Raw genomic sequence first — 26,289 nt, 5'->3', positions numbered from 1 at the left:
GCAATATGACCAGGAAACTGCCTGCGACCGACGTCGTTGTGGTAGGGCTCGGCTGGGCTGGGTCGATCATCGCCAAAGAACTCGCCGATGAGGGCCTGACGGTCATGGGGTTCGAGCGGGGTGCCTGGCGTGATACCGCAAGCGACTTCAATATCGCGTCGGTGACCGACGAGCTGCGCTACGTGATTCGCCAGGAGCTGATGCTGCGCACCCGCCAGAACACCTGCACGATGCGCAACAAGCCAAGCGAAACCGCACTGCCGATGCGCACTTGGGGCTCTTTCCATCCCGGCAACGGCACCGGTGGGGCGGGTAACCACTGGGCCGGCATCACCTTTCGCTTTCAACCGGAGGAGTTTCGCCTCAGGAGCCATCTGGTCGAGCGTTACGGCGAAGCGTCCATCGAAGGGCTGGCCCTGCAGGACTGGGGCACTACCTGGGAAGAGATGGAGCCGCACTACGATGCCTTCGAGCGTGTGGCCGGGGTGTCCGGCAAGGCCGGCAACATCGGAGGCAAGGTCGTCGACGGTGGCAATCCGTTCGAGGGCGCGCGGTCCAGGGAGTACCCCAACCCGCCGACCAAGCAGACCTTCGCGCCCGTACTGTTCGCCGATGCCGCACGTGACATGGGCTACACGCCGTTCCCGGTGCCATCGGCGTTGGCTTCGCAGGCCTATACCAACCAGTACGGCGTGACGATGGGACCATGCACCTTCTGCGGGTTCTGCACCAACTACGGCTGCGCCAACTATTCCAAGGCAAGTGCCATCGTCAACGTGCTGCCATCGCTGGCACGCATGCCCAATTTCACCGCCAAGACCCATTGCGAAGTGCTCGAGGTAACGAAGGACAGCACCGGCAAGCGCGCCACCGGCATCGTCTATGTAGATGCCAACGGCGACCGATGGGAACAGCCGGCGGATATCGTCGTGGTCGCCGCGTTCACCTTCGAAAACGTACGCTTGATGCTGCTCTCCGGCATCGGCCAGCCCTACGACCCGCTGAGCAACACCGGTACCACCGGGCGCAACTACGCCTACCAGACGGCCAACAGCGTGCAGCTGTTCTTCGATGACAAGAACTTCAACCCTTTCATCGGTGGCGGCGCCATCGGCATGGGCATCGATGACTTCAACAACGACAACTTCGACCATTCCGGGCTGGGCTTCGTCGGCGGCGGCAGCACGCGGGTGACGCCCATTGGCGCAGCGCCCATCAACTCCCGCCCGGTACCGCCTGGCACGCCCAAGTGGGGCTCGGAGTGGAAGAAGGCGACGGTGCAGTACTACGCCAACAGCATGTCCATCGGTTGCGAAGCGAGCAACTACAGCACCCGCAACAACTACCTGTCGCTGGACCCGAGCTACACCGATCCGCACGGCCGACCACTGCTACGGATTACCTTCAACTTCACCGACAACGACCTGCGCATGGCGCAGTATGTCACCGACAAGACGGCCGAGATCGCCAGGGCGCTGAACCCGAAATTGATGTTTGCCAGCCCGCGCAAAGGCCCTTGGTCCAATACGTCCTATCAGTCCTCGCACGTGGTAGGTGGTTTCGTCATGGGGGCTGATCCTTCAACCAGTTCGGTAAACAAGCACCTGCAGGTCTGGAATGTACCGAACCTGTTCGTGGTCGGCGCATCGGCCTTCCCGCAGAACCCCGGCTACAACCCAACGGGTACCGTTGGCGCACTGGCATTCAAGGCAGCACACGCGATCCGGACCTACTACCTCAAACGTCCTGGGGAGATGATCAGCGTATGAAGCCTCACCTGAACACCGGCCTTGCGTTGCTCGCCGCGATGAGCGCCAGCGCCCATGCCGTCACCGCGCCGGACGGCTACGAACTGGTGGAAAAAGGTCGCTACATCGCCACGCTCGGCGATTGCACTGCCTGTCACACGTCGCCGGGCAAGCCGCTTTTTTCCGGAGGCGTGGCCATCGAGACGCCATTCGGCGAACTGCTGGGCGCCAACATCACCCCAGATCCGGCAACCGGTATCGGCCGCTGGACCTTCGAAGACTTCCAGAACACCATGGCCCGCGGCCACGGGCGCAACGGCAAGCAGCTCTATCCGGCCATGCCCTATGCCGCGTATACGAAGGTCACGCGCGAGGACAACCTGGCGCTCTGGGCCTACCTGCGCACCGTGGAGCCGGTGCAGAACGAGGTGGAAACCAACCAGCTGCCGTTCCCCTTCAATGTGCGCCTGAGCATGAAGGCCTGGAACTGGCTCAACTTCACCGAGGGAGAGTTCGAGCCTGACGCGGAGAAGAGTGAGCAATGGAACCGCGGCGCGTACTTGGTGCAGGGGCTAGGGCATTGCGGCAGTTGCCACACGCCGAAGAACCTTATCGGCGGAGACAGGCGCGATGGCACACTCAAAGGCGGGGAGCTGCAGGGCTGGATGGCGCCGAATATCTCCAACACGGCGCATGTCGGCCTGGCCGAGTGGACCGAGGACGACATCGTGCAATACCTCAAGACCGGCGCCAACCGCTACGACATAGCCTCGGGGCCGATGGCCGAGGCGGTGGAGAAATCCACCCAGTACTGGCGCGATGCGGACCTGAAGGCCGTCGCGGTTTATCTCAAGAGCCTGGACCACGAGCACGAGAAGCCCGAGCCGCTGGGCGCTAACGATCCGATCATGACAGCCGGACGTAGTCTCTATGAGGATCGCTGCTCGGCTTGCCATACACCGGACGGAGAAGGCATTCCGACGCTGTTTCCCAAGCTGGCCAATGCCCCGCTTGTCAATGCGCGCGATGCGGTATCGATGATTCGCGTGGTACTTGCCGGCAATCGCGCCGGCACAACGGACGCGGCACCCACCGGGCCGGCCATGCCGTCGTTCGCATGGAATCTCTCGGATGAGAACATCGCCGACGTGCTTACCTATGTGCGCAACAGCTGGGGCAATGCGGCCCCGGCAGTCAGCGCCGATGAGGTACGCAAACAGCGCGAGGCACTGCAAAGCCAGTGAGCGTGTCGCTGGAGGCGCGCCGATGCGAGCGCAGGATCAACGCCGCACAGGGGCGGCGTTGAAGCAGAGGAAGGTTACTGCGGGCGATAGATAGCGCACAGCTTGTTGCCGTCAGGGTCCCTTACATAGCTGAGGTGCAGCGCGCCGAGACTGGTCTCGCGCAGCCCCGGCGGCTCCTCACAGGTGGTGCCGCCATGGGCGACGCCTACGTCGTGAAAAGCCTTGACCTGTTCGGCCGAGCTGCACTTGAAACCAATCGTGCCGCCATTGGCGACGGTCGCTTCCTCACCGTTGATGGGCTCGGTGACACCGAACAGGCTGCCGTCGTGACGGTAGAACAGGCGGGTGTGCCCGGACGGCGCCGTGTTGCGCATCGGCTCGCCTGCGCCGAGTACGCCGAGCACGGCATCGTAGAAGCGCTTCGACCGTTCTATGTCATTCGAACCGACCATTACATGATTGAGCATGGGCCCCTCGCTTGGGTTTGACGTGAACTTGCACTGTAGCTGGCTTCGCGCGGGCATGCTGCCCGGTGGCTGGCTGTCACGCATCGGGATCAGCCATGAGGATGAAGCTCACGGGCCTCATGGGATAACCACCCGGCCTTGCCGGCTGGCCTTCTCGTAGCGCTCGCGGAGCACCTCGGCCAGGCGCTGCTTGGCCTGGTCCTCGCCGTGGATCAGGCGGATCTCGCTCGGCCATTGCTGCATGCGCGTGACGAAGCCCACCAGGTCCGCCTGGTCGGCGTGGGCGGAATAGCCACCGACGCTGTCGATGCCGGCGCGGATGTCGATGCGCTCTGCGTCCAGATCGACGAAGCCGCCCTCCGGCCCGTAGGTCTGTATGTCCCGTCCCGGCGTGCCCTTGCCCTGGTAGCCGACAAACACCACGTTGTGCCGCGGGTCCCCCAGCATGGCCTTGAGGTAATTGACGATGCGTCCGCCCGAGCACATGCCGTTGCCGGCGATGACGATGGCCGGGCGTGCGGTCTGTGCGAGGTGTTCGACGATGCGTATGTGTTCGTCATGGCTGTCGACGGTGATGAGCTGCTTGAACGACAGCGGCTTGCGGCCTTCCTCCAGGCGATGACGGGCGTCTTCGTCCCAGTAGCCTTGCAACTCCTTGTAGGTGGCGGTGAAGCGGCTGGCGAGCGGCGAGTCGAGGATGATGGGAAGCTGCGGCCAGTCGATATCGGGGTCGCCATCCCTGGCCTGTTCTGGCGCTTCGACAGGCGTGCCGCTGGCTTCGGCCGCTTCGCGCTTCTCGTGGAGGATTTCCTCCAGCTCGAACAGCAGCTCCTGCGTTCGGCCGATACTGAACGACGGAATGAGCACCGTGCCCTGGTCGGCCAGCGCCCGCTCGATGGCCGCCTGCAACCGCTCGCGGCGGTGCGCGCGATCCTCGTGGCGGCGGTCGCCATAGGTGCTTTCGAGAATCAGCAGATCGGCGCGTTCGGGCGGAACCAGGTCCGGCAGCAGCGGTGAATGTGGCGCGCCCAGGTCGCCGCTGAATACCACGCGCTGGACGTCGGAGCCCTCGCTGAGCTCCAGCTCGACGTAGGCCGAACCCAGCACATGCCCCGCCGGCTGCAGGCGTACCTTGCACGCGCGGCCGTCGGTTTCATTGAGGGTGAACCAGTGATCGTAGGGCAGGGCGATGATGCGCTGCTCGACGACCTTGAGGTAGCGCTCCAGTTGGTCCTGGTCACGGCTGATGGAGAGCCGGAAGGCATCCTCCAGTACGATCGGCAGCAGCCGGGCGGACGGTTCGCTGCACAGGATCGGCCCGTCGAAGCCCGCTGCCAGGAGGTTCGGGATACGCCCGACATGGTCGATGTGCACGTGGGTCACGATCAGCGCCTTGACACCCTCGACGGAGAAATCCAGCGCCAGCTCATCTTCGTGCCCCGCTTCGTCGTCGCCCTGAAATTGCCCGCAGTCGATCAGTACGCTGCTGTTTTCGTCCATCCACAATTGATGACACGAACCGGTCACGCCTTCGCGCGCGCCGTGGTGGATGAGTTTTGGATGCTTCATCGGGTGTCCTTAACGTGGACCGATAGGGCTCGGCAGAAGAGTGCGATGTCAGTGTTCGCTGACGCTAGATTGGGCAATTGGCCGTCGCGCATAGTTTCCGCCGCCTGACGAGCCGGTTCTTGCCGGCCAAGCAAACGCCACGCGGGCATGCTCCCAGACGGCTACGCCGTTTAGAATGCACGGCCCGCTGCCAAGATGCCCGTCCCATGACCACCGCCCCCCTCGTGATCCTCGAACGACACCTGCTCGACGCCCTGGCCGCTGCGCCCGAGGAGACACGGCGGCTGTTTCACGGGCGGGGCCGCTGCTATCCGGGGCTGGAACAGCTGACTGTCGACTGGCTGCAGGGTGTGCTGCTGGTGGCGCTGTTTCGCGACCCCGGTGCGGCGGAGCTGGAGGCGCTGAAGCGGATGCTGCGGGCGCTGGCCGAGTCCTCGGCATGGCAGCAGCGGCAGGTTCAGCACCTCCTGCTGCAGCACCGCTACCTGCCTGAGGCGCCGGCCGAGGCACTGTTCGGCGACGTGCCCGCGGAGTGGCGGATCAGTGAGAACGGCCTGCACTACAAGCTGGATCTGGGGCGCAAGCAGAACAATGGGCTGTTCCTCGACATGCGCTATGGGCGCCGCTGGGTAAAGGAGCATGCGCGCGGCAAGCGCGTGCTCAACCTGTTCGCCTACACCTGCGGTTTCTCGGTCGCGGCGATCGCCGGCGGCGCCGAGCATGTGGTCAACCTGGACATGGCCAGCGCGGCGCTGACCCGGGGGCGCGAGAACCACCGCCTGAACGGCCATGAGATCAGTCGGGTCAGCTTTCTCGGCCACGAGCTGTTCAAGTCCTGGGGCAAGGTCCGCAAGCTCGGACCCTACGACCTGATCATCATCGACCCGCCGTCCTTCCAGAAGGGCAGCTTCGCGCTGACCCGCGACTACCAGAAGATCCTGCGCCGCCTGCCTGAGCTGCTGAACCCGGGCGGCCAGGTGCTGGCCTGCGTCAACGACCCTGATACCGGCACCGACTTCCTGATCCAGGGCATGGCCGCCGAAGCGCCGCAGCTGCGTTTTTCCGAACGCCTGGAAAACCCGCCGGAGTTTCCGGACATCAGTCCTGAGAGCGGGCTCAAGGCGTTGTTGTTCGTGGCGCGGGACTAGGGCTCAGGCCTGTTCAGCGCTCGGCAACTTCCGCACAGCTGGGCTCGATGGTGAAGGTGCGTGCCGAGTCCACCGGCCCGAGCTTTTCCAGGGTGCGCCGGCCCAGCAGCACCGGGTAGTTCATCTCGTCGCGGTCTCTCAGAGAGAACTCCTCTTCGAGCAGACGATCGCCGACGCAGACCTTCATCAGCACCACCGGCCGATCTTCCTTGCCGCCGGCGCCGCGCACGGTCAGCTCGCGCTGCAGCTTGCGCTCGATGCGCGACTTGACCAGCTTGTCTTGCTCCACGTCCTTGAGGTCCAGATCGAAGCGGACCCACTTGTCGCCGTCCTTTTCGAAGTAGTCGAGGTCTTCGGCATGCATGGACGAGGTCAGGGCACCGGTGTCCAGCTTGAATTTAACCGTGACGTGCTCGGGCAGTATCTGGCCGCGCTCCACCCAGCCCAGCGGGGTGCCGTCGGCGGCAAGACAGGAGTAGGACGCGAGCGAGAAAAGCAGGGCAGCCGGTACGGCGAGCAGACGGGAAGCCATCAAGAACGCTCCTGAGCAGTGGGTTCGCTCAATAGAGCGGCATCCAGGGCGGAACGTTCAGCGCTGCTGCGGCGCTGTGCGGGACGAGGAGGTGCCTTGCGCCGCTTCGCGGATGGCGATTTCCTCGCTCAGTGCGCGGACAAAGGCGTCCACCGCGACCGGCAGGTAACGCGAACTGCGCACGTACACGCCGAGGTCGCTGAATACCGAGCCGCCGTCGTTCAGCGGAACGTGCACCAGGGTGCCGTTGACCAGCTCGGCCTCGATGCCGATGCGTGTCTGGAAGGCGACGCCGGCGCCGCGCTTGGCCATCTGCAGGGCCAGCTCCACCGAACTGGTTTCCAGCGGCGCCTTGTGCCGCGGGCGAGTGCGTGCGAGCAGCGGCGCCAGCAGGTGATGGATGGAAAGGTCGCTCTTGGCCAGGATCAGCGGGTACTCGGCGCAGGTGGCGAAGCTGACGTCCCGGCGTTCGGCCAGTGGATGCCCCGGCGCGACGATGGCGCCCAGACGGAAATGACCGACGCCCAGCTGCTGCAGGTCGGCGGTACGCGGCAGGGCGAAGGCCAGACCGATATCCGCCTGGCCGCTGGTCACCGCGTCGGGAATGGCCTGCGAGCCGAGGCTGGTTACGCCGACCGTGACGCGCGGATAGCGCTCACGCAGCTGTTCCAGCACGCCGGGCAGCAGATCGGTGGTGACGCCGGATACCGTGGCGATTTCCACGTGGCCGGTGCGCAGGCCCTGTAGCGCGTCCAGTTCGGAGCGCACACGCTCGGTGTCCTGCAGTACGACGATGACGTGGCGGGCGAAGATCTCGCCAGCGGCGGTCAGGCGCAGGCCGCCGGGCAGTCGCTCGAACAGCGGCGTGCCGACCTCGTCTTCGAGCTTGAGAATCTGCCGATTGACCGCCGAGGAGGCAACGTTGAGCCGGCGCGAGGCTTCGCGGATCGACTGGCAGCGGCGCACCATGTCGAAATAGTGAATGGCCGGCGAGTGGATGCGCAGCTTGCGGGCCAAGCCTTCAGCGCTCCGCTGCCGGTGGCTTGAGCCCGCAGCCCTTGAGGATGATGGCGATCAGGTTGTCGCTGGCAAGGGCGAAGTCCGCGCGGGTCATCCGCTTGCCGTTGATGCGGCGGATCTGGTCGGAGAAGTCGGCGTAGTGCTGCGTTCCGGCCCAGATCAGGAAGATCAGGTGCATGGGGTCGACCGGGTCCATCTTGCCGGCGGCGATCCAGGCGTCGAATACCGCGGCGCGGCCGCGGAACCAGTTGCGATAGTCCTGGTTGAAGTGCTCGGACAGGCATTCGCAGCCGCTGATGACTTCCATGGCGAAGATCTTCGAGGCTTGCGGATGGCGCCGCGAGAATTCCATCTTGATGCGGATGTACTCGGCCAGGGCGGTGGCCGGGTCGTCGTCGACGGTGAGGTCGTCGAAGGCCGTATCCCAGAGCTCGAGGATGTGCCGCATGACTTCCACGTACAGCCCCAGCTTGCTGTTGAAATAGTAGTGCACGTTGGCCTTGGGCAGCCCGGCGCGGCTGGCGATGGCGTTCATGCTGGTGCCCTTGAAGCCGTAGCGGGCGAACTCCTCGGCAGCCGCGGCGAGGATGGTTTCCTCGTTCTTCTGGCGAATGCGGCCGGCAGGTTTGCCTTGGGCGTTGTAGAGGGGCTGCGGTGCGTTGTTCTTGTTCATGTTCCCTATCCGTGAGCGCGCGGGGCAGTCGGGCCGGTTTGAGCGTCAGCCCAGCTGGCGGCCGTTACCGGTTTGGTGGGCTGAAGCCCACCCTGCGGTCCAGGCCCACCGGGGTGAGCTGACTGGGCTGATTCTGCACGAGTTTCGTTGCGCTATCAGCCGTTGCGCTTGTCTGAATGAACAGCGGACTGAAACGACAAGGCGCCGCCCGGCGTTCGGGCGGCGGGCGCATCAGAAATGCGCCTTGACGATGAAGTTGGCGACGTTGTTGTCGGTGTTGAAGGCATCGGTGTCCTCGATGCCGTACTTGTTCGACCAGTAGTCGTATTCGATACCGACGTAGAGCTTGCCGGGCGTGTAGTCCAGCGCCTTGCCGAGGTCGTACTTGATCTGCGGGTTGAAGTGGAAGTTCTTCTTCAGCTCGGTGTTGCCGTTCTTCTTGTCGTTGACGACCCAGTCGATGTAGCCATCGAAGAGGATGTCCGACTTGCCGACCGGGAAGGTCATGGCCCAGGTCGGGGTGATCTGCCACTGGCCGCTCGGCTTGCCGGTGATGCCGTCGGGCTTGCGGTAGTAGGTGTTCAGGGCGAAGCGATCGAAGCCGGGGATCGCCAGATCCACCGCCGGGCCGAGCAGATAGTTGCGGTTGCGGCCTTCGCCGCGCTCGTAGGTCGCCGAGATCAGCACGTCCTTGACCGGGCCGAAGGACAGGTCGGCGCCGCTGATCTTGCCCAGCGAGAGGCGTGGGCTGAACTCGCCGTAGTAGGTATGGCCGTCGCTGCCGGAGATGCCGTTGTACCACTTATTGTCGACGAACAGGAACATGTCCCCCCAGGTCCAGCCGCTGGCATGTTCGAAGGTGATGGTCTGCTGGATATCGCCTTCCTTGCCGCCGGCGGAGTCCACGGCGAAGTTCTTGCCGTAGAGGTAGGTAAGGCTGTTGTTCTGCCAGAGCATGGGGCTGGCCATGGCTTGGCTACTGAGGATGAACCCGGCCGCGAGGGCTGCGGTGGTCAGGCTGCGCTTCATTGAGTGTGTCTCCGTATTGGCATTTGAGTGAGCTTGTAAGTTGTCCAAGCGGTCAGGCTTTGGTCCCATAGCAAGCGCCGCGCCAATCACGGATTGCGGTTGTAGCGTAAGGTTAACTAGATGATTTGAAAGGTTATTTTGTGGCGATTGAATCCAGGAAGCGCGCGGCCAGGCTTCCGCGCAGCTGATTGTCGGGCAGGGATGACCTGACCGATGCGTCAGCTTGCTTCAGTTTGGGGCGAGGGCGATGGCGGATCGCCAGGGTTTCGACCGAAACGGTGCAGCCGCACGGCGGTCGGGCGATGAGAAAGGTGGGATGCAGGCGTGCGACTGCCGGCGCGAGGCCGGCAGTCGGTGAGCGCCAACTCAGTGCTGGGTGACCAGCGCGCTGTTGTTGGTGCCGTTCTGGTTGATGTAGGCAGCGTTGCCGTAGCCGGCCTGGCTGACCAGGGCGTCGTTGGCGAAGCCGTGCTGAGTGACCTTGGCCAGATGGTCGTAGCCACTCTGGGTCAGCATCAGCTCGTTCAGGGTGCCTTCCTGACGCACGGTGGCCAGGTTGTCGCCGCCGGTCTGCTCGATGTCGCTGCTGTTGTGCCAGCCATGGCTGACGCCGACGATTTCATTGTCGCTGCCGTTCTGCACCGCGTTCAGCTCGTTGCCGACGCCATCCTGCTGGAAGTGCAGTTCGTTTCCGCGACCCTGCTGATCCACCGAGGCGACGTTGAGCCCGCCGTGCTGGATGGTCTTGGCGGTCTGATTGCGGCCGTGCTGGTTGATGTCGGCCTCGTTGGCTGTGCCGAACTGCTCGGTGGTCGCAGTGTTGTTGCCGCCGAACGGGCTGTTGCTCTGTGTGATGCGCGAATCGTTGCCGTTGCCGTACTGCAGCGCAAAGGCGTTCTGCGCATTGCCGCTCTGGTCGATGTCCACCCGGTTGTTGTTGCCATCCGACAGCATGTAGGCCTCGTGCTGGTGGCCGGTCTGGGAAACCATGGCGTCGTTGCGCCAGCCGACCTGCTCGACTTCCGCGATGGAGCCGATGCTGGCGACCTGAGTGACATGCGCATCGTTGTCGGTGCCCTGCTGGTCGACAAGGGCGCGGTCGCCCCAGCTGGCGGTCTGGGTGATGCTGGCATTGTTCAGTTCGCCGTCCTGTACCAGCTTGCCTTGGCTGTTGATCGCGGCGCTCTGGGTGATCAGACCATAGTTGTGCTTGCCGGTCTGCTCGGTGGTGGCGCTGCTGGTCGTGGTGCCGGTCTGGAAGGTTTCGGCAACGTTGTGAATACCGTTCTGGTTCTGCGTGGCGCCGGTCTTGTAGGTACCGGTCTGTTCGACCGTTGCGTTATTGCCCCAGCCGCGCTGGTTCTGCGTAGCGGCGGTCAGCGCGGTGGCGCTCTGCTGGGCATCGGCGACGTTGTAGTTGCCAGCCTGGGACTGCGTTGCGGTCGTCTCCCGCGAGTGGCTCTGCTCGACCGTCGCCTGGTTGCCGAAGCCGCTCTGGCCCTGCTTGGCCAGGTTGCCCGAACCGCCGCTTTGCAGCACTTGCGCGACATTGTTGATGCCCAGCTGGTCCTGCTCGGAGGTGTTGTTGGCCGCGAAAGCCTGGGCAGTGGCGACAGTCAGGATGGCTGCTACAAGAGGTTTGAACTTAAACATTTTTGTCACTCCATGGATGTTTTAAGTACAGCGGTATTTCCCTGGGATTAGCGGTACTGGCGAACCACTACCGTCAGACCGCGGCCGCTCTGGCTGACATTGCTGCTGTGCCCGCTGCCGGTCTGTTCGATGAGGGCGCGATTGCTCGAGCCCTGCTGTGCGATGGCGGCACGGTTGTCCGCGCCGGTCTGTTCGATCTGGGCCTCGTTGCCGAAGCCGTCCTGGCTGATCAGCGCCGCGTTGCCCTGGCCGATCTGTTCGATCGAGGCGCTGTTGGCGTAGCCGTTCTGAAAGATGTAGGCCTCCAGCTCCGCGCCGCTCTGGGCGATGCGTCCGGTCATGCCTTGGCCGGCCCGCTGTACGACCGCGAGCGCACCCTGCGCGCCGCTGGCAGCCTGACCGAAAGCGGATGAGTGAATGGCGGAAGGAACGAGTTCATTCGGGGCCAGATCGCCCGGAATGGCGACGTCGGCATGGCCGTAAGCGGCCAGCAGGAGAATCATGGGCAACAGCAGGTCATGCGCAATCCGTTGCGAGCGTTTCATGGGCGTCCTGTCCTGATCGAGCTCAGATGCCGACATGTTTGCCTCGATTCAGTGCAGAAAACATCCATCCAACGATTGAAAGTGTTGTCTGTTGGTGCGCAAGAGGTGTTTACGTGGACGCGAAAAAACACCGCGGTAGCAGCGCGCGGTGTCGGTTGCATGATCGGGGCGGTCGCCAGGGCCGCTGGCGACGGAGCACCGGCCGGCGTTGCGCCGGCCGGTGTGTGTCAGTTCAGCTTGCTCAGGTACTTGCTCAGCGCAGGGTGCTCGCTGCCGTTGCCTTCCGCGGTCTGCCAGAGACGGCGTTCGACGCCCTGAGCGATCAGGTGGGCGACGGCAGCCTCGATGGCGGAGAGCACGCACAGCTGCGCGGGCTCGTTGGTGGTGTAGCCTGCCTCGGCTTCCAGCAGTTCCTTGAACTCGATGAACTTGTAGACGTTGGCGCTGCGGCCGATGGAGAAGATCGTCTTGGTGGTCATCACGTTGGACAGCACTCGACCGCTGCGCACGTCGATGGCCCGCAGGTTCACCGTCACCTGGTCGACGCGATACTCCTGCGAGACGCCGATGCCCAGATAGCGTGCGCCCTGGCCGCCGCTGCGCACGTTGGTTTCGTAGGCGACGATGGCACCTTCCATGATGATGTTCGCTGCCAGCAGCGAGGGCAGTTCGGACTGGATGTTGGGCGCGACATCCGGCTTGGCCTGGGAGGCACGAATGATCTTGCGCTCGGTCAGCACGTTCTGCAGGCCTTCGCGCTCGAGCACCACGAACCAGCCGCTGGCCTGCATGGCATCGACCAGCATGCTGGCCGCGCCCTGGGTCACCGCGGTGGAGAAGGAGCTGGCAGGGGTCGGTTTGTACTGCCCGGTCTGGTCGCGAAAACCGTACACCGCAGCCACCAGCGGGCCTTTCGGGCGCGGCAGCGCCAGCAGATCCTGGTAGGTGGAGGTGCGTGGGGTCAGCGTGGGCGGATGCTGGTCGGCAGGCAGGGGCTCGCGAATGCTGCAGCCCTGAAGTAACGCCATCATCCCTATGGCTACGAATAGGCTTCTCATGGCCTTTGTTTCTCCTTGGGGTCAGTTCTGCCCGACGATGATTTCGGACATTTCTCCGGTGAGGCGGTCGGTGATTTCCACGATGAGCATGCCGGCGTCGCCGTTGTAGACGCGCACGATGAAATCGTCGGTGGTCACGGTGCCGGTCTTGCCGCTGCTCACGCCACTGAGCAGGTCGCCCAGCAGGCGCGACTCCAGCTGGCTGGTGAAGCGATCCAGCGCGGACTGGTTACCGAACAGCGAGGAACGATCCAGCGCATCCGGATCCTTCTTGTTGTTCTGCGCCTGGGCATTGCCCAGCAGCCAGGCACCGTTGAGCGGGCTGCCACCGAAGGATGGATTGACCGGGGTATAGACCAGCTCGGTGGCGCTGGCGCCGGCACTGAGCAGCAGGCCGCCGAGCAGCATGCCGAGGGGCTTGTGGGTGTGCGGTTTCATAATTCGTCCTTGGCCATGTCAATGTTGTCTTCGAACAGCGCTTCGATCTTTCGCCGATTGATTTCCTCAACCACGAAATCGGCCGCCTCATAGGCCGGCTCCTTCATGTCCGCCACATTGGGCTGCAGAAAGCGTCGGTACAGCGTCTGGTTCTCGTGCTCGACCCATACCAGAACGCCCCAGCGGGCCGAGGGCCTCTCCTTGATGGCAAGGTTGAAGTCCAGGCCGCTGATGTCGTTCAGGCGCTCGCAGAAGCGCAGGTAGAACTCGTGACCGGAGCGGGAAATCGTGTTGTTGGTGATGAAACCCTGCAGCTCGGCTTCGTCTGCCTGGGCCGTCAGGCCCACCAGCAGCAGAAGCAGCGCGCCGGTGCGTTTCACGACACCGCCTCGCTGACGTGGGCGAGTACCAGCGAAGCGCCCTGGGCACGGTTGCTCGCGCCCAGTTTGCGCAGTGCGTTGTGCACATGGCTCTTGATGGTATGGATGCTCAGGTGCAGCTGCTCGCCGATCTCCGCATTGGAAAGACCCTGCCCGGCGAGGGCGAGAATCTGCTTCTCCCGCAGCGTCAGCTCATCGATCACCTGATTGGCGCTGCTCAGCTGCCGGTAGCGTGACAGCAGTGCCTCCATCAGCTCCCGTGGCAGCCAGTCGCCGCCGGTGAGCAGCGTGCGGATGCCGCGAACGAAGATGGTGCGCGGGGTGGCGCGGTAGAACACGCCACGGATCCAGGGGTGGGTTTCGACCAGCCGGCGCGCCTGGTCCGGCTGCGCATTGACCAGCGCGACCGGCGTGTCGCCGATCTGCCTGAGCAGGTGAACGTTGGTGTCGCGGTCGTAGCTCCCTACGTCGAGCAGCACCAGCGCTGCCTCGACCTCGCCGCGCGGTGCCGAGGCGTGGCTGAGCGTCCAGTCGGGGCAATCGTACAGATGCTGCCGCAGGGTGCTGTTGAGCGAGCTGCTGGCCGAAAGCAGCAGTACACGGGGGGAGTTGGGCTGATAGGCCGGCACGACGTCGTCTTTCATTCGCATGTCCTTTGCTGAATGTTGAAGGGGAGTCCTGGACGCGTGGGCTTAAGCATCCACGCGCAACTGAAAGTAGTTCAGCTTTGCGACAAAAAAAAGTCAAAAGTTGAAATTCGTGTCAGCTTTCCGACGAAGAGGGCGGGTGATTTTCTACTGGCGCGGCTGCAGTGAAGTTCCTACGCTGATGCGGTTGGCAGATGGAGACCTGCGATGAGCGATCCCTTTTTCTGGATGGTGTTCTTTTCGGCTGCGCTGGCGCTCAACCTGTCGCCCGGCCCGGATCTGCTCTACGTGTTTTCCCGAACGCTCAGCGGCGGCCGGCGCATCGGCATCATTTCCGCGTGCGGCGTTTGCAGCGGGGCGCTGGTGCACGTGGTGTTCGCCGCGCTGGGTATTTCGGCGATCCTGGCAACGTCGGCGCTGGCGTTCACTGTGGTCAAGTACGTCGGTGCGGCCTATCTCCTCTACCTGGGCTTCCAGGCGCTGCGCTCGGCCGGTGCCGGCGGAACGCTGATGCCCAAGGCAGTGCCGCAGGCGTCGGCCTGGAAGGCCTATCGACAGGGCGTTCTGGTCGACCTGCTGAACCCCAAGGCGGCGATCTTCTTCATGGCCTTCCTGCCGCAGTTCGTGCGCCCCGAGCACGGCGCCGTACCGCTGCAGCTGCTGGTGCTGGGCGTGCTGGTCGTGGTGGTGGCGATCGTCGTCGAATGTGCGCTGGTGCTGCTGGCCGCGCGGGCGACCACGGCGCTGCGCAGCAATCCCGCGGTGAGCCAATGGCTCGACCGCGCGCTGGGCTCGATCCTTATCGGCCTGGGGATACGTCTGGGCCTGAGCGAGCGCATCTGAGGGAATTGCACGGCCCGGTACGGTTCTCAACTGAGGAAGGTTGCCGATCGGCAATCCACGACGGGAGCTGCGTATGTCAAATCAGAGCAAGCACACCTGCGCGACGCTGATCCCCTGCCTGCGCTATCGCGATGTCGCCGCCGCCATCGATTGGCTGGGCCAGGCCTTCGGCTTCGAATGCCAACGGCAGTATCGCGATGAGCAGGTGGGCATCACCCACGCGCAGCTGGCCTTCGGCAACGGCATGGTGATGGTGGCACCGGTGATCGATTCCGAATATGGACGGCTGCTGCGGCAACCGGACGAGATCGGCGGTGCTTCTACCCAGGGCCTCTACGTGATCGTCAACAGCGCCGATGCGCTTTATGCCCAGGCCAAGGCCGCCGGCGCGGAAATCGTCATCGAGCTCAAGGACGAGGATTACGGCGGTCGCGGTTTCAGCTGCCGCGACCCGGAAGGGCATCTGTGGAGCTTCGGCACCTACGACCCCTGGGCGGACGAAGCGGCCGGCACTGTGGCGCAGGCCTGAAGCCGAACGGCCGCTGCGCCGACCATCGGCGGGAATGATCGTCCCGCCGCGGTTGTCAGCTTAGCTACAGACGACTGCGGAGGGAGGAACGACGATGGCCCATGCAAATCTCCACGGCGCCCTGGTGGTGCTGACCGGCGCCTCCAGTGGCATTGGTCGCGCCGCGGCCCAGGCGTTCGCACGGCAGGGCGCGCGCCTGGTGCTGGCGGCGCGTGATGCCGAAGCTCTGGCGGAAACCGCCGACGAGTGCCGCGCGCTCGGTGGCGAGGTGCTGGTGGTGCCCACCGACGTCACCCATAGCGATGAGGTGGAAGCCCTGGCCAGCGCGGCGGCGGAGTTCGGACAAGGGCGCATCGACGTCTGGATCAACAACGCCGGCATCGGTGCGGTCGGTGCCTTCGATGAGACGCCGCTCGATGCCCACGAGCAGGTGGTGCAGACCGATCTGCTCGGCTACCTGCGCGGTGCCCATGCGGTTCTGCCGTATTTCAAACAGCAGCAGCGCGGTGTGCTGATCAATACGCTGTCGGTGGGTAGCTGGGTCGCGCAGCCGTTCGCGGCGGCCTATTCGGCGAGCAAGTTCGGCCTGCGCGGGCTGTCCCAGGCGCTGCGCGGCGAGCTGGGGCCCTGGCCGGGCGTGCACATCTGCGATGTCTATCCTGGCATCGTCGACACGCCCGGTTTCCGCGACGGCGGTAACTATGCCGGACGCTCGTTGCAGCCACCGCCACCCCTGATCGACTCGCGTCAGGTGGCCAACGCCATGGTCAGCCTGGCATTGCATCCGCGGCACACCACCTCGGTCGGCGCCACCGCGACCCTGCTGCGTCTGGCGAACTTCCTTACACCGGGCTTTGATCGGCTCAACGGCCTGATCACCGGCTTCGCCCTGGGCCGGGCACAGCGTGTGCCGACGTCGTCGGGCAATCTGTTCCACCCGCCGCTGGGGCAGCGGCGCATCGACGGTGGCTGGCGTTCGGCGGTCGATGGCGATAAGCACTGGCTACTGATCGGCGGTATCGCGGCGGCGGCCGTGGGTGTCTGCCTGTGCCTGACGCGGCGGCGCTGAACGCCCGGGTCAGCGACCCTTGGGCGCGGCGCTGACACCTTCAAGGGTGGCAAAGGAGGTGTCTTTGGCCGTCAGCAGGAAGTCGCGCATGAACGGCGAATCGAGCATGTCTGCGCGAATGCCGGCATAAAGCGTGGCGAACAGGCCCTTGTCGCCGAGACGCTTGGCGGTGACGTAGCCGCGCGAGCTGTACTCGTGCAGGGCCCAGTTGGGCAGACAGCAGACCCCGCGCCCCGATGCGACCAGCTGCATCATCATCACGGTGAGCTCCGAGGTGCGCACCTGCGCGGGTTCGATATCGGCCGGTTCGAGGAAGCGGGTGAAGATATCCAGGCGATCCCGCTCGACCGGATAGGTGATCAGCGTCTCGCTGGCCAGATCCTCTGGCCGTACGTACGGCCGCGCGGCCAACGGGTGCTGGTTGGCCACCGCGAGCAACGCCTCGTAGGTGAACAATGGCACATAGGTGATGCCCGGCAGCTCCAGCGGGTCGGAGGTCACCACCAGGTCGAGATCGCCGCGGGCCAGGGCTGGCAGCGGCGCGAAGGAAAATCCGGACGCCAGGTCCAGCTCCACTTCGGGCCAGGCGTCGCGGAACTGGTCGATGGTCGGCATCAGCCACTGGAAACAGCTGTGACATTCGATGGCCATGTGCAGGCGGCCGGCCGTGCCACCGGCGAGGCGGGCCAGGTCGCGTTCGGCACTGCGCAGTTGCGGCAGCATCAGGTCGGCCAGTTGCAGCAAGCGCAACCCGGCGCTGGTGAAGCGCACCGGGCGGGTCTTGCGCACGAACAATTGAAGGCCGAGGCGCTCCTCCAGCTCCTTGAACTGATGGGAGAGCGCCGACTGGGTCAGGTGCAGGCGCTCGGCGGCTTCGACGAGACTGTCGGTTTCCCGCAGTGCATGAAGCGTCTTCAGGTGGCGAATTTCCAGCATGCCGAACTACCTTGCGAAGCGGGGTAAGCACGGCCTCGAGCAGCAGGCCTGATGTCCCTGAATGAATAAGAAGATGAGCAACGCTCATCCCCCGCAAGTGTGTCCCAGCATCTGGATGCTGTCGAGTGGCCGCTACGCAATCGGCCGGGCCATTCAGAACCAGAGCCGCGAAACCATGTAGGCCAGACCAAAGAAGAACAGCAGCGCGGCAACGATCATCGCGCCGTCGCGGGCCATCATGCCCAGCCCCAGCACGCTCAAGGCGGCGCCGGCAGTGGAGTTGCCGAACGGGATCAGCTCCAGCGGCGGCATGGTGGCCGCTATTGCCAGGCACAGCACGGCATTCAGCCGATTCGCCAGGCCGTTGGTAAGGAAGGTCAGCCGTCGCTTGAGCAGGCGGTCGACGAAGCCGGCAATGCGATGCAGGAAGGCTATGGCCTTGTCGTACTTGCTGCGCGAGGCGCTGCGCTTGAGCAGCCATTTGGGTAGCCAGAAGTGCTTCCGGCCGATCAGCAGCTGAATTGCGATCAGCGAAACCATCACCGCGAACACGCTGGGCAATCCGGGAATCCCCGACAGGGGCGAGAACACCAGCAGGCCTGGTACCAGCAGCAGGGCACCGAAGCTGCGCTCATCGGTGGCTTGCAGCATGCACTCGATGCTTACCGGCTCACCCGGCTCCCCGGCCTGCTCGAGACGCTCCAGCAAGCGTTCGAGGTTCTGCGGTGGTGTTTCGGAATTCATGAGGGCGCCTTCAGGTTGAGTTCTGGTTTAGAGCCCTGAGCGCGCGAAATGCTTCAACATGAATATTTCTTGCTTTGAAATGAAATTACGTGAGTTTGTTTCATTGGATTGGCCCGCGGACAATCCTCGCATTCATGCAGAACGACATTTCGGAGTGAGTAATGGCTGTAGCGCATAACCTTGGCTTTCCACGCATCGGTGCGGATCGCGAATTGAAGACGGCCCTCGAGGCGTACTGGAAAGGCGAGCTGGACGAGCAGGGCCTGCGTCAGGTCGGTCGCCAGCTGCGGGCGCGCCATTGGCAGGCCCAGCTCGACGCCGGCATCGAGTTGCTGCCGGTGGGCGACTTCGCCTGGTACGACCAGGTGCTGAGTCATTCCTTGATGTTCGGCGTCATCCCGCAGCGATTCCGTCCGGCCGAAGGCCAGGCGACGCTGGACACCTTGTTCGCCATGGCGCGCGGCGTGGCCAGGAGTTGCTGCGGTGGTGCCCAGGCTCAGGAAATGACCAAGTGGTTCGATACCAACTACCACTATCTGGTCCCGGAGTTCAGCGTCGACCAGCAGTTCCAGCTGTCCTGGACGCAGCTCTTCGAAGAGGTCGAAGAGGCCAAGGCGCTGGGGCATGCCATCAAGCCGGTGCTGATCGGCCCGCTGAGCTATCTCTGGCTCGGCAAGCTCAAGGGCGAGGCGGATCAGACCCAGACCTTCGACAAGCTGGAGTTGCTGGACAGGCTGCTGCCGGTTTACGGCGAGGTGCTGGACCGGCTGGCGGCGCAGGGAGTCGAGTGGGTACAGATCGACGAGCCGATTCTGGCGCTGGACCTGCCGCAGGACTGGAAGAATGCGTTCGAGCGCGCCTACAACCTGTTGCAGCGGGCGCCGCTGAAGAAGCTGGTCGCCACCTACTTCGGCGGCTTGGAAGACAATCTCGGTCTGGCTGCAACCCTGCCGGTGGACGGCCTGCACATCGACCTGGTGCGCGCCCCGGAGCAGTATCCGGTGATTCTCGATCGCCTGCCGGCCTACAAGGTGCTGTCGCTGGGGCTGGTCAACGGGCGCAACGTCTGGCGCTGTGATCTGGACAAGGCGCTCGAAGTGGCACGGCATGCGGCCGAACGCCTGGGCGAGCGCCTGTGGCTGGCGCCGTCCTGTTCGCTACTGCACAGCCCCGTCGACCTCGAGCGCGAGGACAGGCTGGACGAGGAAGTGAAGAGCTGGCTCGCCTTTGCGGTGCAGAAGTGCTCGGAAGTCGCCACGCTCGCCCGGGCCATCGACGATCCGCAGGACGCCGAGGTGCAGGCTGCGCTCGCCCGCAGCCGCGCGGTCCAGGCGGCCCGCGCGCGGTCGCCGCGCATCCACAAGCCGGCGGTACAGGCACGCCTGGCCGCCATCGAGGCCAAGGACAGTCGGCGCACGTCGGTGTTCGCCACGCGCATCGAGCTGCAGCGCGCGCGGCTGCAGCTGCCGGCATTCCCTACCACGACTATCGGTTCGTTCCCGCAGACGCCGGCGATCCGCCTGGCGCGGCAGGCTTACAAGCAGGGCAGGTTGTCGCTCGGTGACTACACCGAGGCGATGCAGGCCGAAATCCGCCATGCGGTGGCGGTGCAGGAGCAGATCGGCCTGGATGTGCTGGTGCATGGCGAGGCGGAGCGCAACGACATGGTGGAGTACTTCGCCGAACAGCTCGAAGGCTACGTCTTTACCCGCTTTGGCTGGGTGCAGAGCTACGGCTCTCGCTGCGTCAAACCGGCGATCATCTATGGCGATCTGAGCCGTCCGCGACCGATGACCGTGGACTGGATCCGGTATGCCCAGCAGCAGACGGACAGGATCATGAAAGGCATGCTCACCGGTCCGGTGACCATGCTGATGTGGTCGTTCGCCCGCGAGGACGTGCCGCGCGAGGTGCAGGCGCGACAGTTGGCGCTGGCCATTCGCGACGAGGTCTGCGACCTGGAGGCTGCCGGCATCCGCATCATCCAGATCGATGAGGCGGCGTTCCGCGAAGGCCTGCCGCTGCGCCGCGAGCAGTGGCGGCACTACCTGGACTGGGCGGTGGAGGCGTTCCGCCTGTGCGCCAGCGGGGTGCGCGACGAGACGCAGATCCACACGCATATGTGCTACAGCGAATTCAACGACGTGATCGAGTCCATCGCGGCGATGGATGCCGACGTCATCACCATCGAGACCTCGCGTTCGCAGATGGAACTGCTCGAAGCGTTCCGTGCCTTCGACTATCCGAATGACATCGGCCCGGGCGTCTACGACATCCACTCGCCGCGCGTGCCGGATACCGCCGAGATGGTGCAGCTCCTGGAGAAGGCCGCCGAGTGCATTCCGGCCGAACGACTCTGGGTGAACCCGGACTGCGGGCTGAAGACCCGTGGCTGGCCTGAGACCGAGGCGGCGCTGGTGAACATGGTGGCAGCTGCCCGGCAGCTGCGCGCGGCGCGAAGCGCCAAGGTCGCCTGAGCGATGGCGCTGTCCGGGGCTCGTGTCAGCCCTGGGCGGCGTGCTCGAAGGTGGTCAGGCGTTCGGCGGTCCGGCTGTCCATGTACTGCTGCAGGCGTGCCGTTTCGGCGGCTTGCAGGAACAACCCGAGCTTGGTTCGGCGCCAGAGAATGTCGTCAACCGTAAGCGCCCATTCCTCGACGATCAGGTAATCCACCTCGCGGGCATACAGCCCGGCGCCGAAGCATTCGCCGAGATCCTGAATGCGCTCGGTGCCCTTTAGCAGCAGCCAGCTGCGCGTGCCGTAAGTGTTCGTCCAGCGGCGGGCGACCGGGCCGGGGAGCCATGGGTAGCTGGCGCAGAGGGCATGGGCCAGAGTGGATGGATCATCGAAATGTTCGCCGCCGGGCAGCGTTGCTCCGCGGGTCCAGGCGCCTTTCATTTCCGGAAACAGCGGTGCCAGCTGGGCCAGGGCTGCTTCGGCAAGCTTGCGGTAGGTGGTGAGCTTGCCGCCGAACACCGAGAGCAGGGGCGCATCGCTGCCGCCGTTGTTCAGTGTCAGGGTGTAGTCGCGGGTGATGGCCGATGGTTGGTCTGACTCGTCATCGCACAGCGGGCGGACGCCGGAGTAGCTGTGGCGGATGTCTTCACGGGCCAGCTGGTGTGTGAAGTGCGCATTGACGATGTCCAGCAGGTAATCGATCTCGCCGTCGGCGATCTGCACCCGGGTCGGGTCACCGTGATACTCCTGATCGGTGGTGCCGATCAGGCTGAACTGCCCAAGATAGGGAATGACGAAGACTATGCGCCGATCCTCGTTCTGCAGGATATAGGCATGGTCCCCATCGTAGAGCTTCGGCACCACGATGTGGCTGCCCTGAATCAGGCGCATGCCGTGGGGGGAGCGTTGGCGAAGCTGTTCATCGAAGAAGGACGCCACCCAGGGGCCGGTGGCGTTCACCATGGCGCGCGCCCGGATGGAAAAGCGGCTGCCGTCGTCGCGCTCCAGGTGCAGGTGCCACAGCCCCTTGCTGCTGCGTGCGCTGACGCAACGGGTGCGGGTGTGGATATGCGCACCGTGCTCACGGGCAGCCATGGCGTTGAGCACCACCAGGCGGGCATCGTCGACCCAGCAGTCGGCGTATTCGAAGCCGTGGCTGATCTCGTGCTTCAGTGGGCTGTCGGCGCCGAAGCGCACGCTATGCGAAGCGCCTAGCTTCTCGCGCTTGCCGAGGTGGTCGTAGAGGAACAGGCCGGTACGGATCATCCAGGACGGGCGCAGGTGCGGTCGGTAGGGCAGCACGAAACGCAGTGGCCGAATGATGTGTGGCGCCTTGGCCAGCAGTACCTCGCGCTCGGCCAGTGCCTCGCGCACCAGACGCAGTTCGTAATGCTCGAGGTAGCGCAACCCGCCATGTATCAGCTTGCTGCTGGCCGACGACGTGTGCTCGGCCAGGTCGCCCTGCTCGCAGAGGAAGACTGTCAGGCCACGACCTGCGGCGTCTGCCGCAATTCCCGCGCCGTTGATGCCGCCGCCCACAACGGCCAGGTCGTAGACTTCCGCGAGCGGTGCAAGAAGAGGATGATTCATGGGCGCTTGTGACTACCGAACGTTGATCCGTTACGTTACCGCCATTCATCAATCATTAGCACTACAAAGCCATGACACCCGCCATCGACCTGTTGAAAAAAGCCCGCACCGAGCATCGTGTGCACAGTTACGAGCACGACCCGAAGTCCGCTTCCTATGGTCTGGAGGCCGCCGAGAAACTGGGACTCGAGCCCGCGCAGGTGTTCAAGACGCTGCTCGCCTGCACCGAGAAGAACGAGCTGCTGGTGGCCGTGGTGCCGGTGGCCGGCACGCTGGATCTGAAGGCACTGGCCCAGGCTGCGGGCGCGAAGAAGGTGGAAATGGCCGACCCCATGGCCGCGCAGCGGGCCACCGGCTATCTGGTAGGCGGCATCAGCCCGCTGGGGCAGAAGAAGCGCCTGCGCACCTTTATCGACAGCTCCGCACAGGCGCAGCCGAGCATCTACGTCAGCGCCGGCCGTCGCGGGCTGGAAGTGGAGCTGGCACCGGCAGTGCTGGCCGAGCACACGAGCGCAGCGTTCGCCCCCATCGGTCGCAGCTGACGGCGCATCAGGCTTGAGCGGCGGCGATGCGCTGCAGCAGCGCCACTGCCTCGCTCGCACCCATCATGCGCGCCGCCGCCAGAGGCGTGGTGCCTCCGGCATCGGTCGCATGCGGGTCGGCGCCCTGCGCCACCAGCCACTCGACGATCGCGGTGTGATTGAACATAGCGGCCATCATCAGTGCGGTCTTGCCGTCTGCGCAGGGGCTTTCGACATCGGTGCCTCGCTCGACGAGCAGCCTGACCATCGGCAGGTCACCCTTGAACGCGGCGCCCGCCAGCGGCGTATGGCCGCGGCGGTTAGCCAATTGCGCGTCGGCGCCGTGGTCGAGCAGTACGCTGGTGGCGGCGAGGCGGCCATGGTAGCTGGCCAGCATCAGCAGGCTGTCGCCGGCATGATTGCGCAGGTCCGCCGGCATGCCCTGGCTGAGCAGGTGACCGAGCCTGATGCTGTCACCGATGCGTGCGGCATGAAACACATGCTCGGCGAACGCCAGCGTGGCGTCATCCAGTTCTGCGGGTCTTGTGTGCGCTTGCATCGCATTCCTCCAGGCAAGATCGGCGGGCGCCGTGTTGGCAGCCATTGTCTGCACGCCGTCCAGGGCGCTCCAGGCAAGCCTCTCTATTCCTCGGATAGAGACGCTTGATACCGCCGCTCCGTAGGCCGCGGCAGTTGCGCTCTGGGCGGACGCAGGAAGGCGACCTGTGGCAGTATCGGCGCCTTATCACCTGGCCATCAGAACGATGAAACCCGAAGACCTCGAACGCCTGGTCACTCAGACGATGCCCTATGGCAAGTACAAGGGGCGCCTGATTGCGGATCTGCCCGGCCACTACCTCGGCTGGTTTGCCCGTGTCGGCTTTCCGCCAGGCAGCCTCGGCCAGCTGCTGGCGCTGATGCACGAGATCGACCACAACGGGCTGTCCGCGCTGCTGGAACCGTTGCGCCGCGGCAGGACGCAGCGGCGTTAGCCTCGCCTTCGGGCCGGATTACTGTTCGGTCTCGGCACGCAGGGCGTCCAGCGCGGGCGCGGCATAGATGCCGACGTCCACAGCCAGCTCCAGCAGCCGTGGCACGTCGCAGGTGTAGACCAGTACCGCCTGCAGCTCATCGTCCAGCGGCTCACTGAAATCCACCAGCACGTAACCGCCTTTCTCGGGATAGAGGCTGCTCAACTGCACCTGGATGCGGTTCAGCGCGGTCAGCGGCTCGGTCTTGGCGAGCTGCTTGGGCTTCAGCACGAAGCTGACGCTCTCGCCGAAAGACGCGACGATCTGGCTGAACAGATCCTGGTAGTCATCTGCCTGGAACAGCACCGTGTCCGGCAGGCTGCCCACCACTACCCATTCGCCCAGCGGAATGGGGAAGCTGTCGTCATAGTTGATGTCCGGATTGGCCTCCAGAAAGGCCTGCGGACCGGCATAGGCCTGGGCGGCTTCATCCGCGATCCGAGCGATTTCTTCATCGGTCATGCAACCGGAGCTGATGAGTGTAAGCAGCTCGGCGAGTTGATCTTTCATGGCTGATCCTGAGGTGGGGGCGGGCAAGGATAGCCAACCTCGTCGCCTTGTGCGCAACCAGCGTGATTCTCCCAGAGGCCGCTTCGTCAGCTATATGCAAACGAGTTCTAAGCTTATTCTGTTTCTAGAGGTCAGCCCGGCCGCTGTGATAGCGTTTTCATGCGACAAGCTGCCGCATACCGCCAACAGAACAGAGCGTCGCGCGACGACGCCGGGTAGCGGACAGCATAACCACAACAGCTGATGAGGCGCTTTTCATGAACTCCACTCACTGGCCCCTGGCCGGCGTGGCTGCGTTGTTGCTGACGATGCAGGCACAGGCCGCTGACGGGCAGACGATCTATGCACAAGGGGGTGCCAACCCAGCCGCCATGGCCTGCGCGACCTGCCATGGCGCCGATGCGATGGGAATGGCAGCGGCGGGCTTTCCGAGGCTTGCCGGAATCGCTGCGGGCTACAGCCGCAAGCAGCTCGAAGACTTTCGTTCCGGTGCGCGCAGCAATCCGATCATGCAGCCGATAGCCGCTGCGCTGACGGATGAGGAGATGAATGCCGTCGCAGCGACCCTGGAGGCCATGCCGGCTCCGACCTTCGCTGCCACCAGCCGAGCAGAGAAGGCCGAAGGCGTCGGCGCACGCCTGGCGCTGCGCGGCGCCTGGGAGCGCAACATTCCCGAATGCGTGGCCTGCCATGGCCCCGCAGGCATGGGTGTCGGCGCGAGCTTCCCGCCACTGGCCGGACAGTCGGCCCAGTATCTCGGCGCTCAGCTCAACGCCTGGCGCCAGGGCACGCGCAAGAACGATCCGAATGATCTGATGGGACATATCGCTCGGGCGATGAGCGACGACGAGGTTCAGGCCGTAGCCGGGTATTTCGCTGACCTCGGGCAGAAGGAGGCCGGTCAATGAACACGCATCTGCTTCCTACGCTGCTGGCGCTGTCCGTGAGTGGCGCGGTGCTGGCCGCCGAGATCAAGATGGACGATCAATCCCAGCTGACTCAGAAGGCGGCAAAGGGTGCCGGTGAGCGCTACTTCCAGCCGCCCCAGGAAAAGGACCTGCCGAGCAACGCCTATGGCGAGCTGGTTCAGCAGGGGCGAGCCATCTTTGTCGACACGCAGAAGCATGCGGCCGAGTACGTCGGCAACGGCATGAACTGCACCAACTGCCATCTGGATCAGGGCCGCAAGTCCAACTCCGCGCCGCTGTGGGGTGCCTATCCGATGTATCCGGCCTATCGGAAGAAGAACGACAAGGTCAACAGCTATGCCGAGCGGGTGCAGGGCTGCTTCCAGTTCAGCATGAACGGCACGCCGCCAGCGGCGGACAGCCACGTCATCAATGCACTGACGGCCTACTCCTACTGGTTGTCCACCGGCGCTCCCACAGGTCAGGAACTGCCGGGGCGGGCGTATCCGGAAGTCCCGCAGCCGGAAGGCGGTTTCGACATCGCCAAGGGCAAGCGAGTCTATGCCGAGCAGTGCGCGATCTGCCACGGGGACAACGGCCAGGGGCAGAAAGCCGGCGATGGTTATGTGTTTCCGCCGCTGTGGGGAGCGGACTCGTTCAACTGGGGTGCCGGCATGCACCGAATCAATACCGCAGCGGCCTTCATCAAGGAGAGCATGCCGCTCGGCAAGGGCGGCACCCTCAGTGATGCCGACGCCTGGCATGTCGCGGCCTACATGAACAGCCATGAGCGCCCGCAGGATCCGCGCCTGATCGAGGGTTCGGTGGAGAAGACGCGGGAGAAGTACCACGCCAACGATGGCATCAACCTCTATGGCCAGCAGGTCGACGGCGTGCTGCTCGGGCAGGGCGTCAAATAGCGCTGCAGGCTACGCTGTGAACAGAAGAGGGCGCCAAATGGCGCCCTCTTCATATTCAGACCGTGCAGTCGCGGGTTTAT

The 26,289-nt window shown here is 64.4% G+C and carries 28 protein-coding genes; 11 read left to right on the top strand and 17 right to left on the bottom strand.

Annotated features, from left to right (window positions below):
• The first annotated feature begins 5 nt into the window (after window positions 1–5).
• Window positions 6–1,769: a GMC family oxidoreductase gene (locus tag VF716_RS02730; RefSeq protein ID WP_440551639.1), complete on the top strand. Its 1,764-nt coding sequence runs from the start codon at window positions 6–8 to the stop codon at window positions 1,767–1,769.
• On the top strand, window positions 1,766–2,992 hold the full coding sequence (locus VF716_RS02725; RefSeq protein WP_053527364.1) for a c-type cytochrome: 1,227 nt from the start codon (window positions 1,766–1,768) through the stop codon (window positions 2,990–2,992). The genes VF716_RS02730 and VF716_RS02725 overlap by 4 nt, the downstream gene beginning before the upstream one ends.
• Before the next feature lie 74 nt (window positions 2,993–3,066).
• Here VF716_RS02725 and VF716_RS02720 read toward each other — a convergent pair whose 3' ends face one another.
• Both VF716_RS02720 and VF716_RS02715 read right to left on the bottom strand, forming a co-directional pair.
• On the bottom strand, window positions 3,067–3,459 hold the full coding sequence (locus tag VF716_RS02720) for a VOC family protein (RefSeq protein WP_053527365.1): 393 nt from the start codon (window positions 3,457–3,459) through the stop codon (window positions 3,067–3,069).
• Between the two features lie 117 nt (window positions 3,460–3,576).
• On the bottom strand, window positions 3,577–5,028 hold the full coding sequence (locus VF716_RS02715) for an MBL fold metallo-hydrolase (protein WP_014597269.1): 1,452 nt from the start codon (window positions 5,026–5,028) through the stop codon (window positions 3,577–3,579).
• Window positions 5,029–5,234: 206 nt separating this feature from the next.
• Between VF716_RS02715 and VF716_RS02710 the strand changes: the two genes are divergently transcribed.
• The gene (locus VF716_RS02710; protein ID WP_043942230.1) at window positions 5,235–6,176 is read left to right on the top strand and encodes a class I SAM-dependent methyltransferase; all 942 of its coding nucleotides are present in this window, start codon (window positions 5,235–5,237) and stop codon (window positions 6,174–6,176) included.
• 13 nt (window positions 6,177–6,189) lie between these two features.
• Here VF716_RS02710 and rloA3 read toward each other — a convergent pair whose 3' ends face one another.
• The 10 genes from rloA3 to VF716_RS02660 form a co-directional block, all read right to left on the bottom strand.
• Window positions 6,190–6,708, bottom strand: coding sequence for a retropepsin-like aspartic peptidase RloA3 (rloA3, locus tag VF716_RS02705; RefSeq protein WP_011913968.1), 519 nt, complete (start codon window positions 6,706–6,708; stop codon window positions 6,190–6,192).
• Window positions 6,709–6,765: 57 nt separating this feature from the next.
• The gene (locus VF716_RS02700) at window positions 6,766–7,725 is read right to left on the bottom strand and encodes a LysR family transcriptional regulator (protein ID WP_011913967.1); all 960 of its coding nucleotides are present in this window, start codon (window positions 7,723–7,725) and stop codon (window positions 6,766–6,768) included.
• Window positions 7,726–7,729: 4 nt separating this feature from the next.
• Window positions 7,730–8,401: a TetR/AcrR family transcriptional regulator gene (locus tag VF716_RS02695; protein ID WP_125875360.1), complete on the bottom strand. Its 672-nt coding sequence runs from the start codon at window positions 8,399–8,401 to the stop codon at window positions 7,730–7,732.
• 231 nt (window positions 8,402–8,632) lie between these two features.
• Complete coding sequence (locus tag VF716_RS02690; protein ID WP_440551630.1) at window positions 8,633–9,430, bottom strand: outer membrane protein OmpK; 798 nt, start codon at window positions 9,428–9,430, stop codon at window positions 8,633–8,635.
• Window positions 9,431–9,796: 366 nt separating this feature from the next.
• Window positions 9,797–11,083 carry a hypothetical protein gene (locus tag VF716_RS02685; RefSeq protein ID WP_440551627.1) on the bottom strand — a complete coding sequence of 429 codons (1,287 nt, stop codon included), beginning with the start codon at window positions 11,081–11,083 and terminating at the stop codon, window positions 9,797–9,799.
• Between the two features lie 47 nt (window positions 11,084–11,130).
• On the bottom strand, window positions 11,131–11,628 hold the full coding sequence (locus VF716_RS02680; protein ID WP_014597262.1) for a curli production assembly protein CsgB: 498 nt from the start codon (window positions 11,626–11,628) through the stop codon (window positions 11,131–11,133).
• Between the two features lie 227 nt (window positions 11,629–11,855).
• Window positions 11,856–12,686, bottom strand: a complete 831-nt coding sequence (locus tag VF716_RS02675; protein ID WP_013983474.1) for a CsgG/HfaB family protein — start codon at window positions 12,684–12,686, stop codon at window positions 11,856–11,858.
• Between the two features lie 21 nt (window positions 12,687–12,707).
• Window positions 12,708–13,124, bottom strand: coding sequence for a curli assembly protein CsgF (locus VF716_RS02670; protein ID WP_011913961.1), 417 nt, complete (start codon window positions 13,122–13,124; stop codon window positions 12,708–12,710).
• On the bottom strand, window positions 13,121–13,504 hold the full coding sequence (gene csgE, locus VF716_RS02665; RefSeq protein ID WP_013983473.1) for a curli production assembly/transport protein CsgE: 384 nt from the start codon (window positions 13,502–13,504) through the stop codon (window positions 13,121–13,123). Before csgE ends, VF716_RS02670 begins: the two co-directional genes overlap by 4 nt.
• The gene (locus tag VF716_RS02660; RefSeq protein ID WP_200632018.1) at window positions 13,501–14,148 is read right to left on the bottom strand and encodes a helix-turn-helix transcriptional regulator; all 648 of its coding nucleotides are present in this window, start codon (window positions 14,146–14,148) and stop codon (window positions 13,501–13,503) included. Before VF716_RS02660 ends, csgE begins: the two co-directional genes overlap by 4 nt.
• Before the next feature lie 210 nt (window positions 14,149–14,358).
• On the opposite strand from VF716_RS02660, the gene VF716_RS02655 reads away from it, so the two are divergent.
• From VF716_RS02655 to VF716_RS02645, 3 genes are all read left to right on the top strand, one after another.
• The gene (locus tag VF716_RS02655) at window positions 14,359–14,994 is read left to right on the top strand and encodes a LysE family translocator (RefSeq protein ID WP_011913958.1); all 636 of its coding nucleotides are present in this window, start codon (window positions 14,359–14,361) and stop codon (window positions 14,992–14,994) included.
• A gap of 73 nt (window positions 14,995–15,067) precedes the next feature.
• Complete coding sequence (locus VF716_RS02650) at window positions 15,068–15,523, top strand: VOC family protein (RefSeq protein WP_019405940.1); 456 nt, start codon at window positions 15,068–15,070, stop codon at window positions 15,521–15,523.
• A gap of 94 nt (window positions 15,524–15,617) precedes the next feature.
• Complete coding sequence (locus tag VF716_RS02645) at window positions 15,618–16,592, top strand: SDR family oxidoreductase (protein ID WP_440551618.1); 975 nt, start codon at window positions 15,618–15,620, stop codon at window positions 16,590–16,592.
• A 9-nt stretch (window positions 16,593–16,601) separates the two neighbouring features.
• On the opposite strand, the gene metR is transcribed toward VF716_RS02645, so the two are convergent.
• Both metR and VF716_RS02635 read right to left on the bottom strand, forming a co-directional pair.
• Window positions 16,602–17,528, bottom strand: a complete 927-nt coding sequence (gene metR, locus VF716_RS02640; RefSeq protein ID WP_011913955.1) for a transcriptional regulator MetR — start codon at window positions 17,526–17,528, stop codon at window positions 16,602–16,604.
• A 153-nt stretch (window positions 17,529–17,681) separates the two neighbouring features.
• Window positions 17,682–18,272, bottom strand: coding sequence for an exopolysaccharide biosynthesis protein (locus VF716_RS02635; protein ID WP_095460492.1), 591 nt, complete (start codon window positions 18,270–18,272; stop codon window positions 17,682–17,684).
• Window positions 18,273–18,433: 161 nt separating this feature from the next.
• On the opposite strand from VF716_RS02635, the gene metE reads away from it, so the two are divergent.
• On the top strand, window positions 18,434–20,749 hold the full coding sequence (gene metE, locus VF716_RS02630) for a 5-methyltetrahydropteroyltriglutamate--homocysteine S-methyltransferase (protein ID WP_440551614.1): 2,316 nt from the start codon (window positions 18,434–18,436) through the stop codon (window positions 20,747–20,749).
• A 25-nt stretch (window positions 20,750–20,774) separates the two neighbouring features.
• Here metE and glpD read toward each other — a convergent pair whose 3' ends face one another.
• Window positions 20,775–22,319 (bottom strand): glycerol-3-phosphate dehydrogenase, encoded by a 1,545-nt coding sequence (gene glpD / locus VF716_RS02625; protein WP_421135656.1) that lies wholly within the window; start codon window positions 22,317–22,319, stop codon window positions 20,775–20,777.
• 71 nt (window positions 22,320–22,390) lie between these two features.
• Between glpD and ybaK the strand changes: the two genes are divergently transcribed.
• Window positions 22,391–22,861: a Cys-tRNA(Pro) deacylase gene (gene ybaK, locus VF716_RS02620; protein WP_125886408.1), complete on the top strand. Its 471-nt coding sequence runs from the start codon at window positions 22,391–22,393 to the stop codon at window positions 22,859–22,861.
• A gap of 7 nt (window positions 22,862–22,868) precedes the next feature.
• Here ybaK and VF716_RS02615 read toward each other — a convergent pair whose 3' ends face one another.
• Window positions 22,869–23,399 (bottom strand): ankyrin repeat domain-containing protein, encoded by a 531-nt coding sequence (locus tag VF716_RS02615; protein WP_440551609.1) that lies wholly within the window; start codon window positions 23,397–23,399, stop codon window positions 22,869–22,871.
• A gap of 205 nt (window positions 23,400–23,604) precedes the next feature.
• Here VF716_RS02615 and VF716_RS02610 point away from each other — a divergent pair, with 205 nt between their 5' ends.
• Complete coding sequence (locus VF716_RS02610; RefSeq protein ID WP_026006463.1) at window positions 23,605–23,832, top strand: DUF3820 family protein; 228 nt, start codon at window positions 23,605–23,607, stop codon at window positions 23,830–23,832.
• Between the two features lie 18 nt (window positions 23,833–23,850).
• Here the strand turns inward: VF716_RS02610 and VF716_RS02605 are convergent, their stop codons facing one another.
• Window positions 23,851–24,381 carry a hypothetical protein gene (locus VF716_RS02605; RefSeq protein ID WP_440551606.1) on the bottom strand — a complete coding sequence of 177 codons (531 nt, stop codon included), beginning with the start codon at window positions 24,379–24,381 and terminating at the stop codon, window positions 23,851–23,853.
• Window positions 24,382–24,638: 257 nt separating this feature from the next.
• Between VF716_RS02605 and VF716_RS02600 the strand changes: the two genes are divergently transcribed.
• On the top strand, window positions 24,639–25,289 hold the full coding sequence (locus tag VF716_RS02600) for a c-type cytochrome (RefSeq protein WP_440551603.1): 651 nt from the start codon (window positions 24,639–24,641) through the stop codon (window positions 25,287–25,289).
• The gene (locus VF716_RS02595) at window positions 25,286–26,209 is read left to right on the top strand and encodes a c-type cytochrome (protein WP_440551600.1); all 924 of its coding nucleotides are present in this window, start codon (window positions 25,286–25,288) and stop codon (window positions 26,207–26,209) included. Before VF716_RS02600 ends, VF716_RS02595 begins: the two co-directional genes overlap by 4 nt.
• Window positions 26,210–26,289 lie beyond the last annotated feature (80 nt).

The organism is Stutzerimonas sp. Brlt_14 (assembly GCF_051948915.1).
Lineage (GTDB): Bacteria > Pseudomonadota > Gammaproteobacteria > Pseudomonadales > Pseudomonadaceae > Stutzerimonas > Stutzerimonas stutzeri.
Note: the sequence above shows the minus strand (reverse complement) of the source record. Positions and strands in the feature narration are given on the sequence as shown.